This window comes from Denitratisoma sp. agr-D3 (genome assembly GCF_054658675.1).
In genome coordinates this window covers 358,859-374,896 of record NZ_BAAGIA010000001.1, presented here as the reverse complement: position 1 = coordinate 374,896, position 16,038 = coordinate 358,859, and the positions used below count along the sequence as shown (strand labels likewise).

Annotated in this window: 17 protein-coding genes and 1 pseudogene; 8 read left to right on the top strand and 10 right to left on the bottom strand. The window is 63.2% G+C overall.

Annotated elements, in window-relative coordinates; translation table 11 throughout:
- Window positions 1-16: 16 nt before the first annotated feature.
- Genes ACYQ2U_RS01830 through ubiA form a run of 4 tightly spaced genes read left to right on the top strand, consistent with a single transcriptional unit; the run spans window position 17 to window position 4,005 of the window.
- Complete coding sequence (locus ACYQ2U_RS01830; RefSeq protein WP_459948624.1) at window positions 17-397, top strand: Rid family detoxifying hydrolase; 381 nt, start codon at window positions 17-19, stop codon at window positions 395-397.
- Entirely contained in the window at window positions 375-2,540 is a 2,166-nt protein-coding gene (gene recG, locus ACYQ2U_RS01825; RefSeq protein WP_459948623.1) for an ATP-dependent DNA helicase RecG, read from the top strand. The genes ACYQ2U_RS01830 and recG overlap by 23 nt, the downstream gene beginning before the upstream one ends.
- Window positions 2,537-3,139 (top strand): chorismate--pyruvate lyase family protein, encoded by a 603-nt coding sequence (locus tag ACYQ2U_RS01820; protein WP_459948622.1) that lies wholly within the window; start codon window positions 2,537-2,539, stop codon window positions 3,137-3,139. Before recG ends, ACYQ2U_RS01820 begins: the two co-directional genes overlap by 4 nt.
- The gene (gene ubiA / locus ACYQ2U_RS01815; protein ID WP_459948621.1) at window positions 3,136-4,005 is read left to right on the top strand and encodes a 4-hydroxybenzoate octaprenyltransferase; all 870 of its coding nucleotides are present in this window, start codon (window positions 3,136-3,138) and stop codon (window positions 4,003-4,005) included. The genes ACYQ2U_RS01820 and ubiA overlap by 4 nt, the downstream gene beginning before the upstream one ends.
- 189 nt (window positions 4,006-4,194) lie before the next feature.
- On the opposite strand, the gene ACYQ2U_RS01810 is transcribed toward ubiA, so the two are convergent.
- From ACYQ2U_RS01810 to ACYQ2U_RS01775, 8 genes are all read right to left on the bottom strand, one after another.
- Window positions 4,195-4,779, bottom strand: a complete 585-nt coding sequence (locus ACYQ2U_RS01810) for an acyl carrier protein phosphodiesterase (protein WP_459948620.1) — start codon at window positions 4,777-4,779, stop codon at window positions 4,195-4,197.
- 208 nt (window positions 4,780-4,987) lie between these two features.
- Window positions 4,988-6,289 (bottom strand): DUF1329 domain-containing protein, encoded by a 1,302-nt coding sequence (locus ACYQ2U_RS01805; protein ID WP_459948619.1) that lies wholly within the window; start codon window positions 6,287-6,289, stop codon window positions 4,988-4,990.
- Window positions 6,290-6,410: 121 nt separating this feature from the next.
- Window positions 6,411-7,415 (bottom strand): 2Fe-2S iron-sulfur cluster-binding protein, encoded by a 1,005-nt coding sequence (locus tag ACYQ2U_RS01800; RefSeq protein WP_459948618.1) that lies wholly within the window; start codon window positions 7,413-7,415, stop codon window positions 6,411-6,413.
- Entirely contained in the window at window positions 7,412-8,404 is a 993-nt protein-coding gene (locus ACYQ2U_RS01795) for an aromatic/alkene monooxygenase hydroxylase subunit beta (RefSeq protein ID WP_459948617.1), read from the bottom strand. Before ACYQ2U_RS01795 ends, ACYQ2U_RS01800 begins: the two co-directional genes overlap by 4 nt.
- A gap of 12 nt (window positions 8,405-8,416) precedes the next feature.
- Window positions 8,417-8,728 carry an MmoB/DmpM family protein gene (locus tag ACYQ2U_RS01790; RefSeq protein WP_459948616.1) on the bottom strand — a complete coding sequence of 104 codons (312 nt, stop codon included), beginning with the start codon at window positions 8,726-8,728 and terminating at the stop codon, window positions 8,417-8,419.
- 21 nt (window positions 8,729-8,749) lie between these two features.
- Window positions 8,750-9,064: a Rieske 2Fe-2S domain-containing protein gene (locus ACYQ2U_RS01785; RefSeq protein WP_459948615.1), complete on the bottom strand. Its 315-nt coding sequence runs from the start codon at window positions 9,062-9,064 to the stop codon at window positions 8,750-8,752.
- A gap of 26 nt (window positions 9,065-9,090) precedes the next feature.
- Entirely contained in the window at window positions 9,091-9,354 is a 264-nt protein-coding gene (locus tag ACYQ2U_RS01780) for a toluene-4-monooxygenase system B family protein (protein WP_459948614.1), read from the bottom strand.
- 26 nt (window positions 9,355-9,380) lie between these two features.
- Window positions 9,381-10,886, bottom strand: coding sequence for a ferritin family protein (locus ACYQ2U_RS01775; protein ID WP_459948613.1), 1,506 nt, complete (start codon window positions 10,884-10,886; stop codon window positions 9,381-9,383).
- 135 nt (window positions 10,887-11,021) lie between these two features.
- Between ACYQ2U_RS01775 and ACYQ2U_RS01770 the strand changes: the two genes are divergently transcribed.
- The gene (locus tag ACYQ2U_RS01770) at window positions 11,022-11,258 is read left to right on the top strand and encodes a hypothetical protein (RefSeq protein WP_459948612.1); all 237 of its coding nucleotides are present in this window, start codon (window positions 11,022-11,024) and stop codon (window positions 11,256-11,258) included.
- A 10-nt stretch (window positions 11,259-11,268) separates the two neighbouring features.
- The gene (locus tag ACYQ2U_RS01765) at window positions 11,269-13,041 is read left to right on the top strand and encodes a sigma 54-interacting transcriptional regulator (protein WP_459948611.1); all 1,773 of its coding nucleotides are present in this window, start codon (window positions 11,269-11,271) and stop codon (window positions 13,039-13,041) included.
- 18 nt (window positions 13,042-13,059) lie between these two features.
- Here the strand turns inward: ACYQ2U_RS01765 and ACYQ2U_RS01760 are convergent, their stop codons facing one another.
- A complete protein-coding gene (locus ACYQ2U_RS01760; RefSeq protein ID WP_459949231.1) occupies window positions 13,060-13,389 on the bottom strand; it encodes a CZB domain-containing protein in 330 nt (109 codons plus the stop codon).
- 96 nt (window positions 13,390-13,485) lie between these two features.
- Window positions 13,486-13,914 (bottom strand): annotated as a pseudogene (locus tag ACYQ2U_RS01755) (methyl-accepting chemotaxis protein); the annotation flags it as partial.
- A 488-nt stretch (window positions 13,915-14,402) separates the two neighbouring features.
- Between ACYQ2U_RS01755 and ACYQ2U_RS01750 the strand changes: the two are divergent.
- The gene (locus ACYQ2U_RS01750) at window positions 14,403-15,581 is read left to right on the top strand and encodes a glycosyltransferase (protein WP_459948610.1); all 1,179 of its coding nucleotides are present in this window, start codon (window positions 14,403-14,405) and stop codon (window positions 15,579-15,581) included.
- A gap of 8 nt (window positions 15,582-15,589) precedes the next feature.
- On the top strand, window positions 15,590-15,967 hold the full coding sequence (locus ACYQ2U_RS01745; protein WP_459948609.1) for a diacylglycerol kinase: 378 nt from the start codon (window positions 15,590-15,592) through the stop codon (window positions 15,965-15,967).
- Window positions 15,968-16,038: the final 71 nt, after the last annotated feature.

The following is a 16,038-nucleotide window of genomic DNA, read 5'->3' as shown; positions in this document are numbered from 1 at the left end:
GCGAGGAAGTCCATTCATGAGCAAGAAAATCATCGCCACCGACCAGGCCCCCGCCGCCATCGGTACCTACTCCCAAGCCGTACAGGTGGGCAACACCGTCTACATGTCCGGCCAGATCGGCCTCGACCCCGCCACCATGACCCTGGTGGACGGCATCGATGCCCAGATCGTGCGCGTCTTCGAGAACCTCAAGGCCGTGGCCGCCGCCGCCGGCGCCAGCCTGAACGACGCGGTGAAGTTCAACATCTACCTCACCGACCTGGCCAATTTCGCCAAGGTCAATGAAGTCATGGCCAAGTACGTCGCCCAGCCCTACCCGGCCCGCGCCGCCGTGGGCGTCAAGGAACTGCCCAAGGGCGCGCTGGTCGAGGCCGATGCCGTCCTCGTCCTCGGCTAAAAAGCCCACCACACCCCGTCGCAAGAAGACCGCAGCCGCCGTCGCCGACGGGGCGCCCGCCGACACCACGGCGGACGGCAAGGCCGCCAAGGCGTCCGTCAAGCGCGTCCCCGCCGCCGCCATTCCGGGCGTCACGCCCCTGCTGGCGGAAAAGCTGGACCGCCTCGGCATCCAGCGCGATGAAGACCTCGCCCTGCACCTGCCCCTGCGCTATGAGGACGAAACCCGCATCACTCCGGTAGCCGAGGCCCTGCCCGGCCTTGCCGCCCAGTTCCAGGTGGAGGTGATCAAGACCGAAGTGGCCTTCCGCCCCCGCCGGCAACTGATCTGCCACACCCAGGAAGCCGATAGCGGCGACACCCTGCTGCTGCGTTTCCTCAACTTCTATCCCAACCAGCAACACGCCCTGGCCCCCGGCGTCACCGTGCGCCTGTTCGGCGAAGTACGCCACGGCTTTTTCGGCGCCGAATGCGTCCATCCCCGCTTCCGCGTGGTGCGGGAGGACACGCCCCTGGCCGACCGCCTGACCCCCGTCTATCCCACCACCGCCGGGTTGGGCCAGGGCACGCTGCAAAAGCACGTGCAAGCCTCCCTGGCCCGGGTGGATCTGAGTGACACCCTGCCTGACGCGCTGCGCCGTCCACTCAAGCTCATGCCCCTGGCCGAGGCGGTGCACACCCTGCACCATCCCCCCCCCAGCCTGAGCATGGAAGTGCTGGAACAGCGCGGCATCCCCGCCTGGACCCGGGTGCGTTTCGACGAGCTGCTGGCCCAGCAACTCTCCCTGCGCCTGGCCTACGCCGCCCGCCGCGCCAAGGGGGCGCCGCGCCTGCAAGCCAGCGGACGACTCAGCCAAAAACTCCTGGCCAGCCTGCCCTTCGCCCTCACTGGCGCCCAACAAAGGGCCTGGCAGGAAATCGCCGCCGACCTGGCCCAGCCCCACCCCATGCAACGCCTGCTGCAAGGGGACGTGGGCAGCGGCAAGACCATCGTCGCCGCCCTGGCCATGCTCCACGCCGCCGAAGCCGGCTACCAGTCCGCCCTCATGGCGCCCACGGAAATCCTCGCCGAACAGCACTACCGCAAGCTCGCCGCCTGGCTCGAACCCCTGGGCCTGCAAGTGGCCTGGCTCACCGGCAGCCTGAAGAAAAAAGACAAGGAGGCCATGGCCGCCAAGATCGCCAGTGGCGAAACCCTGCTGGCGGTGGGCACCCACGCCCTGATCGAGGACACCGTGCAGTTCGCCCGTCTGGGCCTGTCCATCGTGGACGAGCAGCACCGCTTCGGCGTCAAACAGCGGCTGGCCCTCAAGCAGAAAGCCGAGTCGCCCCACCAGCTCACCATGTCGGCCACCCCGATCCCCCGCACCCTAGCCATGAGCTTCTACGCCGACCTGGATGTCTCGGTGCTGGACGAACTGCCGCCTGGCCGCACGCCAGTGGTGACCAAGCTGGTCAGCGATGCCCGTCGCCACGAGGTAGTGGGGCGGGTGCACGACGCGGTGCTGGCGGGGCGGCAAGCCTACTGGGTCTGCCCCTTGATCGAGGAATCGGAAGCCCTGCAACTCAAGACCGCCCAGGAAACCTTTGATCATCTCTGCGCCGAACTGCCGGACCTCAAGGTGGGCCTGGTGCATGGCCGCCTCAAACCCGCCGAGAAGGCCCAAGTGATGGAAGCCTTTCTGCGCAATGACATCCAGGTGCTGGTGGCCACCACGGTGATCGAAGTGGGGGTGGACGTGCCCAACGCCAGCCTCATGGTGATCGAGCACGCCGAACGCTTCGGCCTGTCTCAACTGCACCAGCTGCGTGGTCGCGTGGGCCGCGGCACGGCCGAGTCGGCCTGCGTGCTGCTGTTCGCCAGGCCCCTGTCGGAGACCGCCAGCCAGCGCCTGCGCATCATTTACGAGAACACCGACGGCTTCGAGATCGCCCGCCAGGATCTGGCACTGCGTGGCCCCGGCGAATTCATCGGCGCCCGCCAAAGCGGCGTGCCGATGCTGCGTTACGCCACCCTGGAGGACACGCAACTGGTGGAGCAGGCACGCAACGTCGCCGAGGAAATGATCCGCCACCATCCTGACGCGGTACAGCGCCATATCCGCCGCTGGCTGAGGGGCGCCGAGGAAATGTTGAAGGCATGAAACGGGCAGCGCCAATCCGCAACGTCTCGCGCAAGGCCCAGGGCCCTGACGCGGGCGGCTGGCAGCCCGGGCTCACCGGACTCCATTGCCCGCCACGTCTGGCCGACTGGTTGCAGGAGCGCCGTTCCCTCACCGCCCGCATCCTGCGCCAAGCCCCTTCCGGCACGGCGTTTTCCGTCACCGTATTGCGTCAGGGCCTGGCCCTTCCCCTGGCGGACGAAGCCGTCCTGATCGGTGGCCGTGCCGACCGGCGCGTGCTGGTGCGCGACGTGGTGCTCAGCCTCGGCGGGCGGGCAGTGATTTACGCCCATACCGTGCTGGCGCCGGACCAGGCGCGCCATCCCTGGCCCTGGCTGGACCGCATCGGCCAACGGCCCCTGGGCAGTATCCTGTTCACCCGTCACGACATCGTCGCTGGCCCCCACCGTTATCGCGGCCTGGACCGTCGTCATCCGCTTTACCGGGCCGCCGCGCCCTGGTCTGGCACCCCGACCCCGGCCCGCCTGCCGGCGCGACGGGCCTGTTTTTTCCTGCAAGGTTCGCCCTTGCTGGTCACCGAAGTCTATTTGCCCTCTCTGTTGGAACTCTGCGCACCATGAACTGGCAAGCCGTCAAACACCGCCTCGATCTCTACGAAAAACTGATGCGCCTGGACAAGCCCATCGGCATCCTGCTGCTGCTCTGGCCCACCCTCTGGGCCCTGTGGATCGCCAGCCATGGCCAGCCGGACGGGTTGCTGGTCTGGATCTTCTCCCTCGGCACGGTGCTGATGCGCTCCGCAGGCTGCGTCATCAACGACTACGCCGACCAGGACTTCGACCGCCACGTGGAACGCACCAAGGACCGCCCCCTCACCGCAGGCAAGATCGGCAGCAAGGAAGCCCTGGCCCTGGCCGGCGGGCTGGCGGTGCTTTCCTTCCTGCTGATCCTGCCCCTCAACACCCTGGTCTGGTTATTGTCCGTGGGCGCGTTGTTCGTCGCCGCCAGCTACCCCTTCACCAAGCGCTTTTTCGCCATCCCCCAGGCCTACCTGGGCATCGCCTTCGGCTTCGGCATTCCCATGGCCTTCGCCGCCGTGCAGGAACGGGTGCCCGTCGAGGCCTGGTTGATGCTGCTGGCCAACATCTTCTGGGCCATCGCCTACGACACCGCCTACGCCATGGTGGACCGCAACGACGACCTGAAAATCGGCATCAAGACCAGTGCCGTCACCTTCGGTCGCTTCGAGGTGAGCGCGATCATGATTTGCTACGTCCTGACCTTTTCCCTGCTCGCCTATGTGGGCCATCGCGTCCATCTCGGCTGGGGCTGGTACGGCGGCCTCCTCGCCGCCTGCGGCCTGGCGGGCTACCACTACACCCTAATCCGTACCCGGGAACGAGGGCCTTGCTTCAAGGCCTTCCTCCATAACAACTGGGTCGGTGCGGTGATCTTTGTGGGGCTGGTGGTGGATTACTGGATTTGAGTAGACGCCGTTTGCGCTGAGCCCTTCGATACCCAGAGGATCGGCTCAACGCATGGTGTTGAAGCATCACCCCAGAATTTTTCCAAAAGCGCCCACCGGGACCCCTACTGGTCGTAGCGTCGCAAAGTCGAAACTTCCTTTGTCTCTCCTCCGCTCGTGCTGAGGTATCGAAGCACGAGCGGAAAAATGCTACGCGGCTAACACTTCCGCCACCATCGCTTGCGCCGCTACCATGAACTCACGGAAGTCGGCCTCGAAGCCCGCCGCATCGCGCAGGAACTCCACCTCGCTGCCCGCCAGGGGATTGGGCAGACGCAGGCGGCGTTCTCCCATGCGACGCAGGGCATGGGCCACGGCATCCAGGTCGGCGTAGCTGGCAAGCCAGTCGCCTTGGGCCATGGCGCGGGCGACCGGCACCATGGCGGCGGGCAGTTCGTTTTCCCGGCGCTGCATCAAGGTGTAGGCCTGCATCGTGAAATCGGCCAGGGGAGCGGCATGGAAATCGGTCCAATGCTTGGCCAGCAGATGGTCGTAGAACATGTCCACCAGGATGCCGCCGTAGCGGCGACGCTCGGCGCTGACCCTTTGCCGGCTGCGCTGAAAAGCGGCGTGGCGGTCGGCAAAACTGTCGATGCGGCGATGGAGCATGACCCCTGCCGCCAGATCGTCAGGCAGGACGCCAGGTAAGGGCCCCTTGACGAAATCCCCCATCACGCCGCCCAGGCGAAGATGGTCGGCATCGGTGGCGAGATAGAGATGAGCGAGGAAATTCACGGTGCGGTGTTGTCGCCCCGGCGTGCGAATACGCAACAAGCGGGGGAGCAAGCCAGCAGGCAGTCAGTAAAGTCGTCAGCATACCCGAACGGGGACAACAGCCATCCATGGCCCAGGCACTGGTGGCGACGCCGAAAAAACCACGGGGCAAAAGGGCCGGCGGCGGGATCTCTCGCAGGGTGACCCCGCCACCGGCAAGTAATGCGGGTTAGTCGCCGCCGCGCATATATTGGACGTTGAACATGGACGGTGGGTTGGCCGTCGGTTCACTGACCATCTTGAGCTCCAGGGCAGTGCAATGGCTGGCCTGCACGTCGAGCATGGAGGCGCTGGTGTAGATCATGATGCCGGCGTTCTTATTGATCGGCACGTGGTAGGCGGAATCGGAGAAGCCCACCATCCAACGCTTCCAGAGCGCCCCCTTCTTGTCGTAGATGAGGATGATGGGGAACACGGTGCCCTGGGCGTCCATGTACATCACCCGCTTGCCGATGGGGTTGCTCGGGTTGGTTGGCACGCTTTCCAGCACATGGACCTGGCGCAGGGACCAGGGGATGTTGGGGAAACAGTTGGACTGGCCATGGAAAGTGACCATGCCGAAGCCGTCATTGTCCTTGGGCCCCAGGCTTTTCCACTCGCTGTGGCGATAGACCGGCATCAGCATGGTCTTGGTTTCCAGATATTTCCAATCGGCGTCGAGCACCCGTCCGTTATAACCCTCGAAGTCCTCGATCATCAGGTCGGAGCCAAGGAAGGAGTCGGTCGTCTGACCCGTGGCGAGCCGCCGCACGCGACGCTGAAAACCCAGATAGAGATAGGAATCGTCCAACTTCTGGTCGTCGTCGAAGCGCTGGATGAGGAGCTGGGTGTTCTTCAAATCCTGGGGCGCAAGCACCTTGAGGTAGATGCCGCGATAGATATTCGAGGGGTTGGGTTCGATATCGTTCACCGGATTCTGGGTGGTCCGGTGCTTCAAGCTGATGAAGTGGAAATCGAAGTCCATCTGGCGCTCGACCTTGGCGGAGGCGTAGTCGATGTATTTCCAGTAGAAAGGGAAAATGCGTCCGCTATCGCCGACGATCTGGCTGAACTTGTAGTTGAAGGCCAGCTTCTCCCCCGCGCGGGGATCGCTCTTGTCGGGCTGGATGGGAAAGGGCCGGCCGGCCACGTAGCCTTCTATGGTGCCGGGCTTTGCGCCCAGCTTCACCTGATTGGCGTTCTTTTTGGTGGCGGCGATGTAATTGGGATGGAGCGCGATCGACTGCGTCTGCTCGACCGGGATTTCCAACTGCCCTTTCTCGACCAGATTGTAGGTAGCGATGTCGAGAATCTCCTTGAACCTGGCCACGTTGCCCTTGTTGATCACCGTCCCCTGGCTCAGGCCGGGCACGGTGGGCATCCCTTTCTTGTAGGGAAAAAACGAGGCATCGATATCCGCCTCGGTGACGGCATGGGCGGATGTGGCCAGGACGACGGCCGGAACGGCAAGTGCGATGAGACTTTTTTTCATGCGAGAGTCCTCCGTGCTGTTGTAGGTATTTGACGACGTTCGGCGGGACGGCACGCCAACTTGGAGATCGGCGCGCCGTCCCGCATTGCTGCTGGGTTGAGGCGGGGCAAGCGAAAATGGGCTAGAAGAATCGGTCTTGGTGGATTTGGCCAAGCGGAACCTGGTGACGCAGGATCAACATTTCCTGCACCGCCTCAACCATGGCGGGCGGCCCCGCCAGGTAGAACTCGAACTCCTTGAAACGGGAGGCCAAGTCCTCCTCCAGGCATTGGTGGATGAAGCCACGACGACCGGACCACGCCGGATCGGGTAACGACACCGCGATCACATGGCGCAGACCGTTGCCCTGCCCGGCCAGCGCGGCGACCTCCTCTTCGCCGCATACGTCGGCCCGGCTACGGGCACCGTAGTAGAAATGCACGGCCGGTGGGATAGGCATGGCCATCGCGCCACGGACAATCGACAACATCGGCGCCAGGCCAGAACCACCGGCAATGCAGACGATGTCGCGCCCGGCCTGTTGCCGCAGCCAGGCCATGCCGTAGGGACCGTCTAATCTGATCCCGCCCCCCGGCTGGCATTGCTCGAATAGACGGGAGGTGAATTCGCCACCGGGCACCTTGCGGATGATGAATTGCCAGACGCCTTCCCCATTGGGCAAATTGCTCATGGAGTAGGCACGTGGCCTCGCTACGCCGGGCAGGCTCAGCAAGGCGTATTGGCCGGGAAGGAAGGTCGCGGCATCGTCGGTGCGAAAAGTGAACTCACGCAGGTCGTGGGTCAAATCGCGCACGGCGAGCAAGGTCGCCTCATGCATGGTCGGCCTCACGGGGGGAACGTATTCCCCCCCCGGCTTTGCCCGGATGACGCAATCCCCTTCCACCAAGGATTGGCAAGACAGGTACTTCCCCTTCGCCCGATCCCGCTTGGAAATACCCGGCGCCTCCGGCCAACGGTCATGGATATCCCCGGCCAGCAGTTCGACGCGGCAGTTACCACAGGCGCCGGAACAACAGTCGTAGGGCAGACCCAGGCCCGCGCGCAGGGCGGCGCCGAGGAGCGTGTCTCCCGACGCGACCGGGAAGACCTCGCCCCCCTCGATGGTCACCATCGCCGCCATGGTCATGAAGCCAGGCCACAACTGCGATGGAAGGCCAGCACCCTCTCCTTGGCACTGGCAGCGGTGGCGGCACCGTCCGGCAAGGGGCCGCAGTAGGCATCGATGGCCCTTTCGGCGAGTGGCAGCCATTTGTCCACCCATTGCTGGATCCGCGGCCGGTTGCCTTCGCTGGTGGCGGCAAACTCGACCAGCGCGGTGGCCCAACGCCGATGCCGGGCGGCGTCCAACAACTCCGCATCGGCCAGCAGACCCAGCAGGGTATCCCCCTCGTGCTTGGCGGCGTTGCCCAGGCCGCGCAGCACGGCCTCTTCCATCGCCGGCTTGACGATGAGGTTGAGCACGACGAAGGACTCCGCCCAATCCCAGGTGATCAAGGCCTTCTCGATCAATTCGCGAAATCCCTGCCAGGCGGCATCGCCTTCCCAGATCGCCCGTTCCTGGATACCGAAACCCGACGCGGTAAAGGTCTTGCTCAGTTCGCGGGTGCGGTAGGCGACGTGGGTCAACCAACGCAGGGAATCGGCGGTCTGATAAGTGGCACAGTTGGAAATGGTGGACGCAGGCGCCATCTGGGACAGGTAGGCGGACATCATCTGAATGCCGTGCACCAGGTAGCGGGACGGTGTGTACAACCGGGCCAGTTTGCCCGCCCATTCGGCACTCAGGGAAAGGTCGTGTTCGCGCTCGGAAAACTGGTCGAGCAGACTGAACACATAGGTCTCCTGGCCATCCTGAATCAGGTTGTAGGTGCGATACACAATTTCGTCCGGATCGCGGAAGGCGTTCCAATCGGCGTGGCGCACCGGACTCAGGTTGCGATGCCGCTTGAACCACTCGGCGATGGGAAAGTTCGGATCGAGCTCGAAGGGTGCGTCCGGATTCTTCGTGCTGTAGTGCAGGTTGGTCGACACGATTTCGTATTCGCTCGGACGACGGCGGTTACCGGCCAGATGGCTCCAGGTCTTGAGGGGCTTGAGGGGCGTTACGGTGGTCATGGACAACTCCCGTCAGATGGATTTGTTGAAGTAGAAGCGGACGAACTCGGCGGTCTGCTCGATGCGACCGGCGAAGGACCCCAGGTTGATCTCCAGCTCGGACATCCTGAAGGGCCGGCCCAACTGGGCTTCCAGGGTGTCGCGGCGGATGATCAACTCGTTTTCGGTGTCGATGCGGATGTAGGCGCCCTTATCGTCCACGCGGATCGCCTTGCCCGGGTTGTCGATCTGGGCGGCCTCGATCACGGCCTCGGTGATGTCGCTGCAACGCAAGACCGGCCCGACCCGGTTGTTCTTGTAAGCATCAATGGTGGCTTGGCTCATTTACTGTCCTCGGTTGTCTTCTTAAGAATGGGCGTAGTAGGGTTCGATGCCCGCGATGTCCACATGGACCTCCTCCCCGATGACTTGCAGCGGGTATTCGGCGAGCTTGCAGTCGCCGGGGTTGATCCCGGCGCCGCTGGCGGCATCGAAGGTCCATTGGTGAGCGCGGCACATCACGACCTTTCCGGAGAACTTGCCCTCGGCCAGGGAGATGTCCTGGTGTGGACAGAGTCCCTGGAAGGCCTTCAGGTCGCCACCGGTGGGCCAGACCAGGAGGATTTCGGTGTCACCGAGATCGAAGGCGGCCATGTCGCCTTCCCAGATGTCGTCGAGCATGCACAATTTCTGAAACGCCATACCGCTTACTCCGGTGTGCAGAAAATGAACTCAAGACAGTCCATGGGCTGGATGTCAGTCTGGTCCACCCGCAGCCTGGCGTCGTAGAAACTCTCGCCATCCTGGCGGCGGACGCGCACGATCTTGCCGGGCTGGGCCTTGACCCGCTTTCCCAGCGAATGCACGGCGGCATCGTCGATCAACTCGGCAACGGTCTTGCTCGTATCCGTCACCACCAGCTGGAGCACGAAGTCTCCCTGGAAATTGGAAATGATTGGAAGTGCAGCCATGTTTCCTCGCCTATCGTTTGGTTGAGTTAAGCGGCCTTGGCCGCATAGTGTTGGGCACGGAACTTTTCCGCCCAGGCATATTGGTGGGCATCGTCGCCACACTCGCCCGGCGCGATGTTCATGTAATTGAGGACTCCGCCCAGATCGGCGGGCTGGATCACACCGCCCAACAACCGATCCACGATGGACATGTGGTCGCGGTAACGGGCAGGGTTGGTCTGGAACACCCAGCGGTCGATCTCGGAATTGAAGTGATAGCGACGCCCCTCGTAATCGAGCGGATAGTCGCGCACGTTCCATTTGTCGCCGGGGATGGCGCAGATGGGCAACTGACTCATGTTGCACACCACGGGCAGCGTTTGCGGCAGGGTCTTGTCGATGCGACCGGTCAGGATGTTCTCGGTGATCACGTCCCAACACCTGCCGAAGCTGTCATTCCAACCCGGGTACTTCTCCTCCAGCCAATCGCGTTCCTCTGGGGAAACGCCGGCAGCGGGGTTCCACCACAGGGTCGGCCGCCAGAACCACAGGCCCATCTGGTAGGCGTGGTGCTGGTAGTCGAACTCGGCGATCATCTTTTCCCAGTACCAGGGCAAGTCCAACCCCAGATCAATCAGGGAGCGCTCGAACTGGCCGACGATCCACTCCTGCATAAACTCCTTGAAGGAATGCTTGCGATTGGCCAAGGGCGTGTTGTAGTCCATGGCGGGACCGGTCAGGATGCAGAAGATCCGCCAGGCCCGGGCGATGCCGAGATACACCAGTTGTTCGGCCTCCTCCTTCTTGCCGTTCTCGATCAATACCTGCAAGGCAGGACCGCCGATCTGGGCATGGCGGGACTCATCGGTCTGGATGGAGGAGATCAAGCTTGAAAAGGTGTAGTCCCCCACGTCGCCCGCATCGGACGCCAAGCCGAGGAACTGCATGTTGGTGAATCCGGTCTCGAAGGCGAAGGTCAGCATCACGGCGATACTCGTCGCGTCACGGGCGAGGAACAGGTCGTCGAAGGTGTGACGGGCGGCGATGGCAGCCCATTCGTTCGAGTGGTAGGCCTTGTGTGCCCAGTCGAACTGGCGGTCCTTGCTGCAATGCTCATGGGGAAAGAAGAGCTGAAGCTGGGCATGGCGGTTCTCATCCATCATGCCGAAGGTGGCCATGTTGCGCATACCGGGGGCCAGCCCGAAGCGGGCCATGCGGGCCTCGGCGCTCATGGCCGCGTATTCACCCAGGGCGATGGCGCCATAGTGGGACTTGAGGATGGACAGCCAGCCCGGGTCTGCATTCTCGAACAGCTTGTTGCGTTCCAAAGCCGCCTTGACCGAATAGGCGCCGGCATCCTTTTCACGCTGGATAGAAACGTATTCGGGAAATGAGGTCTTGTAGGGCTCGTCGTAACTCTCCCACTTTTCCCGGCCAACACCGATGCCGCCGGTCATTACATCGGGGAAGAGTTCCGCCTCGGTGACGTAGGCGGGGCTCCAGTTCGTGCTCCGCGCGATGTCGTACCACTCGTTGCGTTCCAGTAGCGCCATGTCGAATTCTCCTGTTCAGGTTTTTGTCGAGTCGCCTTGGCAGGCGTCGGACAGGAGGATTGCAACGGCTATGCCAGCGGGGCGGGACGTCCCGCAATTAATTGACGACTCAAAAATAAAAAGTTGTTTTTATTGATGAATGAAATAAAAGTGCTATATCTATGGCCGACGGCGATCCGCTGGTCATCCGGCATCGCCACCGATTTTTCTTGTAATGCTGAAAAGCGGTGGCTGGATTTTCAGGCGGTGTTTTCATGCCTTGATGAAATCCAGATGAAGGACATGCCGACGGCAACCCATGACACGACGGCAACAGAGAGCATGGTTTTTGCAGACCCCTATGCGCCCCAACCATGCGCATGCGAGCTGTGAGTGAGACGAAATGAGTGACGAGAAAAAAACGATCAATGGCACGCCCCTACTCGACCAAGTAGCCACCAAGTACGTGCCCAACTTCCCCGACATCGGTGATCTTTCCAAGCGCCTGCGGTTCACTCCCGACAAAGGAAGGATCATGCTCGACGACAGAAGGATGATCCTGCTACATGTTTCTTCCCTCGCCTCGTTGCGGCGGGAACTGATCGAAAGCATGGGCCTTGAAGCCGCGCGTGGGCTGCTGACCCGCATCGGCTACCAGGCCGGCGCACGGGATGCGGAACTCACCAAGAAGGTCCGCCACAAGAGTGGCATCTACGATTCCTTCCTGGTGGGTCCCCAATTGCTTTCCCTAGAGGGCGTGGTGTTCTCGGAACCGATCAATCTCGTCATCGATGTGGAACTGGGGGAGTACTTCGGCGAATTCATCTGGCGCGACTCGTCCGAGAATGAAGCCCACATCGCCTCCTACGGTATCGGCAACGAACCCGTATGCTGGATGCAGACCGGTTACGCCTGCGGGTTCACGAGCACCTTCATGGGTCGACAGATTCTTTACCGCGAGGTCGAATGCAAGGGCATGGGCCACGAGTTCTGTCGCGTGATCGGCCGCCCCCTGGACGAATGGGACAACCCGGAAGAGGATGCCCGCTACTTGCAGGTGGGCGATTTCGTTCAATGGCAACCGTCGGCCCGCGAAAAAAACCGTCCGCACACGGGTGACAGGAAGCGCACGGAAGACGCCGCCAATGGCGACTTCGGCATGATCGGCATGTCGGCCGGCTTCAATGCGGTTTGCCACATGGTCAAGAAGGCCGCGCCCACCGATGCCACGGTGCTCTTCCTCGGCGAGAGCGGCGTTGGCAAGGAAATCTTTGCCCGCAACCTCCATGCCCTGAGCCACCGCGCGGACAAGCCCTTCATCGCGGTGAACTGCGCGGCGATTCCGGAACATTTGATGGAGTCCGAGTTGTTCGGCGTGGAAAAGGGTAGCTACACCGGTGCCACGGCTTCACGCCCGGGACGTTTCGAACGCGCCCATGGCGGCACCCTGTTCCTCGACGAGATCGGTACCCTTTCCCTGACCTCTCAAGGCAAGCTGTTGCGCGCCTTGCAGGAAGGGGAAATCGAGCGGGTCGGCGACAGTCGCACACGCAAGGTGGACGTCCGGGTGATCGCGGCGACGAACGTGGACTTGCGCGAGGAGGCCAAGAACGGTGCTTTCCGGGAAGACCTTTATTTCCGGCTCAACGTCTTCCCGATCCGGGTGCCGCCCCTACGCGACCGCCGCGACGACATTCCCGTGCTCATCGATTGGTTCCTACAACGCTTCTGTACCAAGCACCGCAAGAACATTACCGGCTTCAAGGAACGGGCGGTCGATGCCCTGATCAATTACGACTGGCCGGGGAATGTGCGCGAGCTGGAAAACATCATTGAACGCGCCGTCATCCTCGCCGACGAAGGCAATGCGCTCGACCTGTGCCATCTCTTCACTTGCGGCGAAGAGCTGCGCCCGGAGTCCCTCACCCTCGACACCAAGGGGGTGGTTTCGGCAGTCAGCCCGGAGGCCGAGGACGAAAGCGCGGCCCTGGTAGAAAATCTGCTGACAACGATACAGATGGGCGCCAACCGCTCACTGGAACTGCCGGAAGCGGAAAAAGCCCTGATGAAGGCGGCCCTGCAACAGTCCAAGGGGAAACTTTCCAGTGCTGCCCGCCTGCTCGGAATATCGCGGGCGAAACTCGAATACCGACTGAAGAAATACGGGTTGGCGTAACCGCCGCCCCCAGGATCGTCAGCGAACCGCGGACTCGGCCGCCAGGCGCTCCAGATATTCCACCACCTTCAAGCTGGCCTCTTCCATGCCGGCCAGGGCGGTGATGGCAGCGTCGCCATCACCGCCGCGATGGGCCTTGACCGCGTCGGTGCCGTTGCTGTGCACGGCGATGTGTTGCAACTCCAGTTCCCGATAACCGGGCAGGGAGGAGAACAGGGCGGCGCCGTCGCCTTCGTAGTACCACTTGCCGAGCCGACATTCCCGGTGACTGGCAAAACCCGTTTCATCCTTGTCGCTGAGCCCCATGACCACCCGGTACACCTCCATCTTGTAGACCAGGTGATCCACCTTGGCCGTCTCGACGAAGCTACGCAGGGCCACGGCGGAAATGGTGTGACCCAGGGTATCGGATACCTTTTGCAGCACGGCGATGTGGCGCTTGGCGTCCTCCCCTTCGCCGGCGAAGGAAGCCATCTGGGCCGGTGTCACCTCCAGTTCGTTCTTGGCCTTGTCGGTTTCCGACTGGACACCGTCCACTAGGGCGGCGATCTGGGCAGTGGCCTGGGTGGTGCGCACCGCCAGCTTGCGCACTTCGTCCGCCACCACAGCAAAACCGCGCCCGGCCTCGCCGGCACGGGCCGCCTCGATGGCAGCGTTGAGGGCCAACAAGTTGGTCTGATCGGCGATCTCCTTGATGAGATCAAGAAAGTTGCCGATCTCGGTGGTGCGGGAACGCAACGTCACCACCGCCTCGCCGGTCTGCTGGGTCTTCACCGTCAGCAGATGAATGATCTCATCGAGCCGGTCCACGGCGGCGACGCTGGCATGGACCGATTGATCGGCGTCGCCGGCCACGTCCTTTTCCTGCTTCATGGCCTGGGCGAGGGTCGCCAGGGTCTGCTGCACCAATTTGAGGGAGTCGCCGAAGGTGTTGATCTGGCGGTACAAGCCCTGACCGTAGGCCACGGCACGTTCCTGTTCGGCAAGGCGGGCCTGGGTTTGGTCAAGCGCCTCGCCCATGGACGCCAGCTTGTCCTCCCGTTCCTGCAAGGCCGCCTTCAAAGCGGCAATTTCCTCATCCCGCGCCTGCAATAAACGTTTGGACTTGCCGAACATGAGGCCCTCTCCCGGTCGGTTTTCTAATAAAGCCGGCGATCATAGGCCACCTGGATGCCAAATAGTTATCTAATTTGGATTCCAGTGTTAGTAATTTCTCACCCCGTCGGCCGCGCCGAAACGGCCACGGGGTGGGCCTTGGCATCGATTTCAAACATCGCAAAAACCTCACTTCCGCCCAGGGAGCGGCTCCCGGTCTTGCCGCTGTAATACCTTCGCAATACAGAGCCGTTACCGTGGCGGGCATGATGACCGAACCCTTGCGCGTACTGATGCTCTCCGACGTGTACTTTCCCCGCATCAACGGGGTGTCCACGTCCATCGAAACCTTCCGCCGCGATCTGCCCGAACAGGGGGTCGAGGTCACCCTGATCGCCCCGGACTACCAAACCCCGGAACAGCACGCCCACATCCACCGGGTGCCGGCGCGGCAACTGCCCTTCGACCCCGAGGACCGACTGATGCACTGGGGCAAGCTGCACCGCACTGCCCACGGCCTGGCACCGCGCCGCTTCGACGTGGTGCATATCCAAACGCCCTTCGCCGCCCACTACGCCGGCATCCGCTTCGCCCGCCGCCACCGGCTGCCGGTGCTGACCACCTACCACACCCATTTCGAGGAATATTTCCACCACTACCTGCCCCTGCTGCCGCGCCCCCTGCTCAAGGGCACCGCGCGCTGCATCGCACGGGGCCAGTGCAACGGCCTCGACGCGGTGGTGGTGCCCTCCCGCGCCATGGAAGACACGCTGCGCGGTTACGGCGTCCATGCCCCGGTGCACATCCTGCCCACGGGGATTCCGGTGGACCGTTTCCGCGACGGCGACGGCGCTGCCTTCCGCCGCCGTCACGATATTCCCGCCGACCGCCCGGTAGGCCTCTACGTGGGCCGCGTCGCCCATGAAAAGAACATCGGCTTCCTGCTTGAAGCCACCCGCCACATGCGCGACCTGAATCCGTCCTTCCTGCTGCTGGTGGCCGGCGAGGGCCCGGCCTTGCCGGCCCTGCAACGGCAGGCGCGGCAACTGGGCATCGAGGACCAGGTGCGCTTCATCGGCTACCTGGACCGGGCCACGGAACTGCCCGGCTGCTACGCCGCCGCCGATGTCTTCGTGTTCGCCTCCCGCACCGAAACCCAGGGCCTGGTATTGCTGGAAGCCATGGCCGCCGGGGTACCCGCCTACGCCTTCGCCGAGATGGGCACCAAGGACATCCTCGATCCCCTGCGCGGCGCCGTCATCGCCCCCCAGGAGGCCGCTGCCTTCGCCGCCGGACTGCACGACCTGCTGCGGGACGAAGCGCGTCTGGCCGACCTGGGCCAGGCCGCCCGAGCCTGGGCCGACGAATGGTCGGCGCCGCAACGGGCCAAGCAATTGGCCTCGCTTTACGCTCAACTCGCCTCCCAATCCCGCAACCAACCCTGACTTCGACTATGTCCGAACAAGAAAGCCCCTTCAAGGGCAAGACCGGCCTCACCCGCATCTGGAACGCCTTCAACTATTCCCTCGACGGCCTCGCCGCGGCCTATCGCCACGAGGACGCCTTCCGCCAGGAAGTCTGGCTGGCCCTGGTGCTGATCCCCGCCGCCTGCCTGCTGCCCGCCCCCAACCTGGGCCGCGCCCTGATGATCGCCAGCGTGCTGCTAGTGCTCATGGTGGAACTGCTCAACTCTGCCGTGGAAGCGGCGGTGGACCGCATCTCCCTGGAAAACCACCGCCTCGCCAAGCGGGCCAAGGACATCGGCAGCGCCGCCGTGCTGGTGTCCCTGGTCAATGTGGCCGTGGTCTGGGGCCTGGTGCTGCTGGGCTGACCACGGCGTCACTGTCACGGATTCATCACCGGCCTGTCATCAAACCGTCGCGCCCCGGGCACACCATGGGG

Bases quoted from the DNA above. Each gene is read 5' to 3' on its own strand.
- ACYQ2U_RS01830 (WP_459948624.1), top strand. From the start codon at position 17: ATGAGCAAGAAAATCATCGCCACCGACCAGGCCCCCGCCGCCATCGGT.
- recG (WP_459948623.1), top strand. From the start codon at position 375: ATGCCGTCCTCGTCCTCGGCTAAAAAGCCCACCACACCCCGTCGCAAG.
- ACYQ2U_RS01820 (WP_459948622.1), top strand. From the start codon at position 2,537: ATGAAACGGGCAGCGCCAATCCGCAACGTCTCGCGCAAGGCCCAGGGC.
- ubiA (WP_459948621.1), top strand. From the start codon at position 3,136: ATGAACTGGCAAGCCGTCAAACACCGCCTCGATCTCTACGAAAAACTG.
- ACYQ2U_RS01805 (WP_459948619.1), bottom strand. From the start codon at position 6,289: ATGAAAAAAAGTCTCATCGCACTTGCCGTTCCGGCCGTCGTCCTGGCC.
- ACYQ2U_RS01800 (WP_459948618.1), bottom strand. From the start codon at position 7,415: ATGACCATGGCGGCGATGGTGACCATCGAGGGGGGCGAGGTCTTCCCG.
- ACYQ2U_RS01795 (WP_459948617.1), bottom strand. From the start codon at position 8,404: ATGACCACCGTAACGCCCCTCAAGCCCCTCAAGACCTGGAGCCATCTG.
- ACYQ2U_RS01790 (WP_459948616.1), bottom strand. From the start codon at position 8,728: ATGAGCCAAGCCACCATTGATGCTTACAAGAACAACCGGGTCGGGCCG.
- ACYQ2U_RS01785 (WP_459948615.1), bottom strand. From the start codon at position 9,064: ATGCTCGACGACATCTGGGAAGGCGACATGGCCGCCTTCGATCTCGGT.
- ACYQ2U_RS01780 (WP_459948614.1), bottom strand. From the start codon at position 9,354: ATGGCTGCACTTCCAATCATTTCCAATTTCCAGGGAGACTTCGTGCTC.
- ACYQ2U_RS01775 (WP_459948613.1), bottom strand. From the start codon at position 10,886: ATGGCGCTACTGGAACGCAACGAGTGGTACGACATCGCGCGGAGCACG.
- ACYQ2U_RS01770 (WP_459948612.1), top strand. From the start codon at position 11,022: ATGAATGAAATAAAAGTGCTATATCTATGGCCGACGGCGATCCGCTGG.
- ACYQ2U_RS01765 (WP_459948611.1), top strand. From the start codon at position 11,269: ATGAGTGACGAGAAAAAAACGATCAATGGCACGCCCCTACTCGACCAA.
- ACYQ2U_RS01750 (WP_459948610.1), top strand. From the start codon at position 14,403: ATGATGACCGAACCCTTGCGCGTACTGATGCTCTCCGACGTGTACTTT.
- ACYQ2U_RS01745 (WP_459948609.1), top strand. From the start codon at position 15,590: ATGTCCGAACAAGAAAGCCCCTTCAAGGGCAAGACCGGCCTCACCCGC.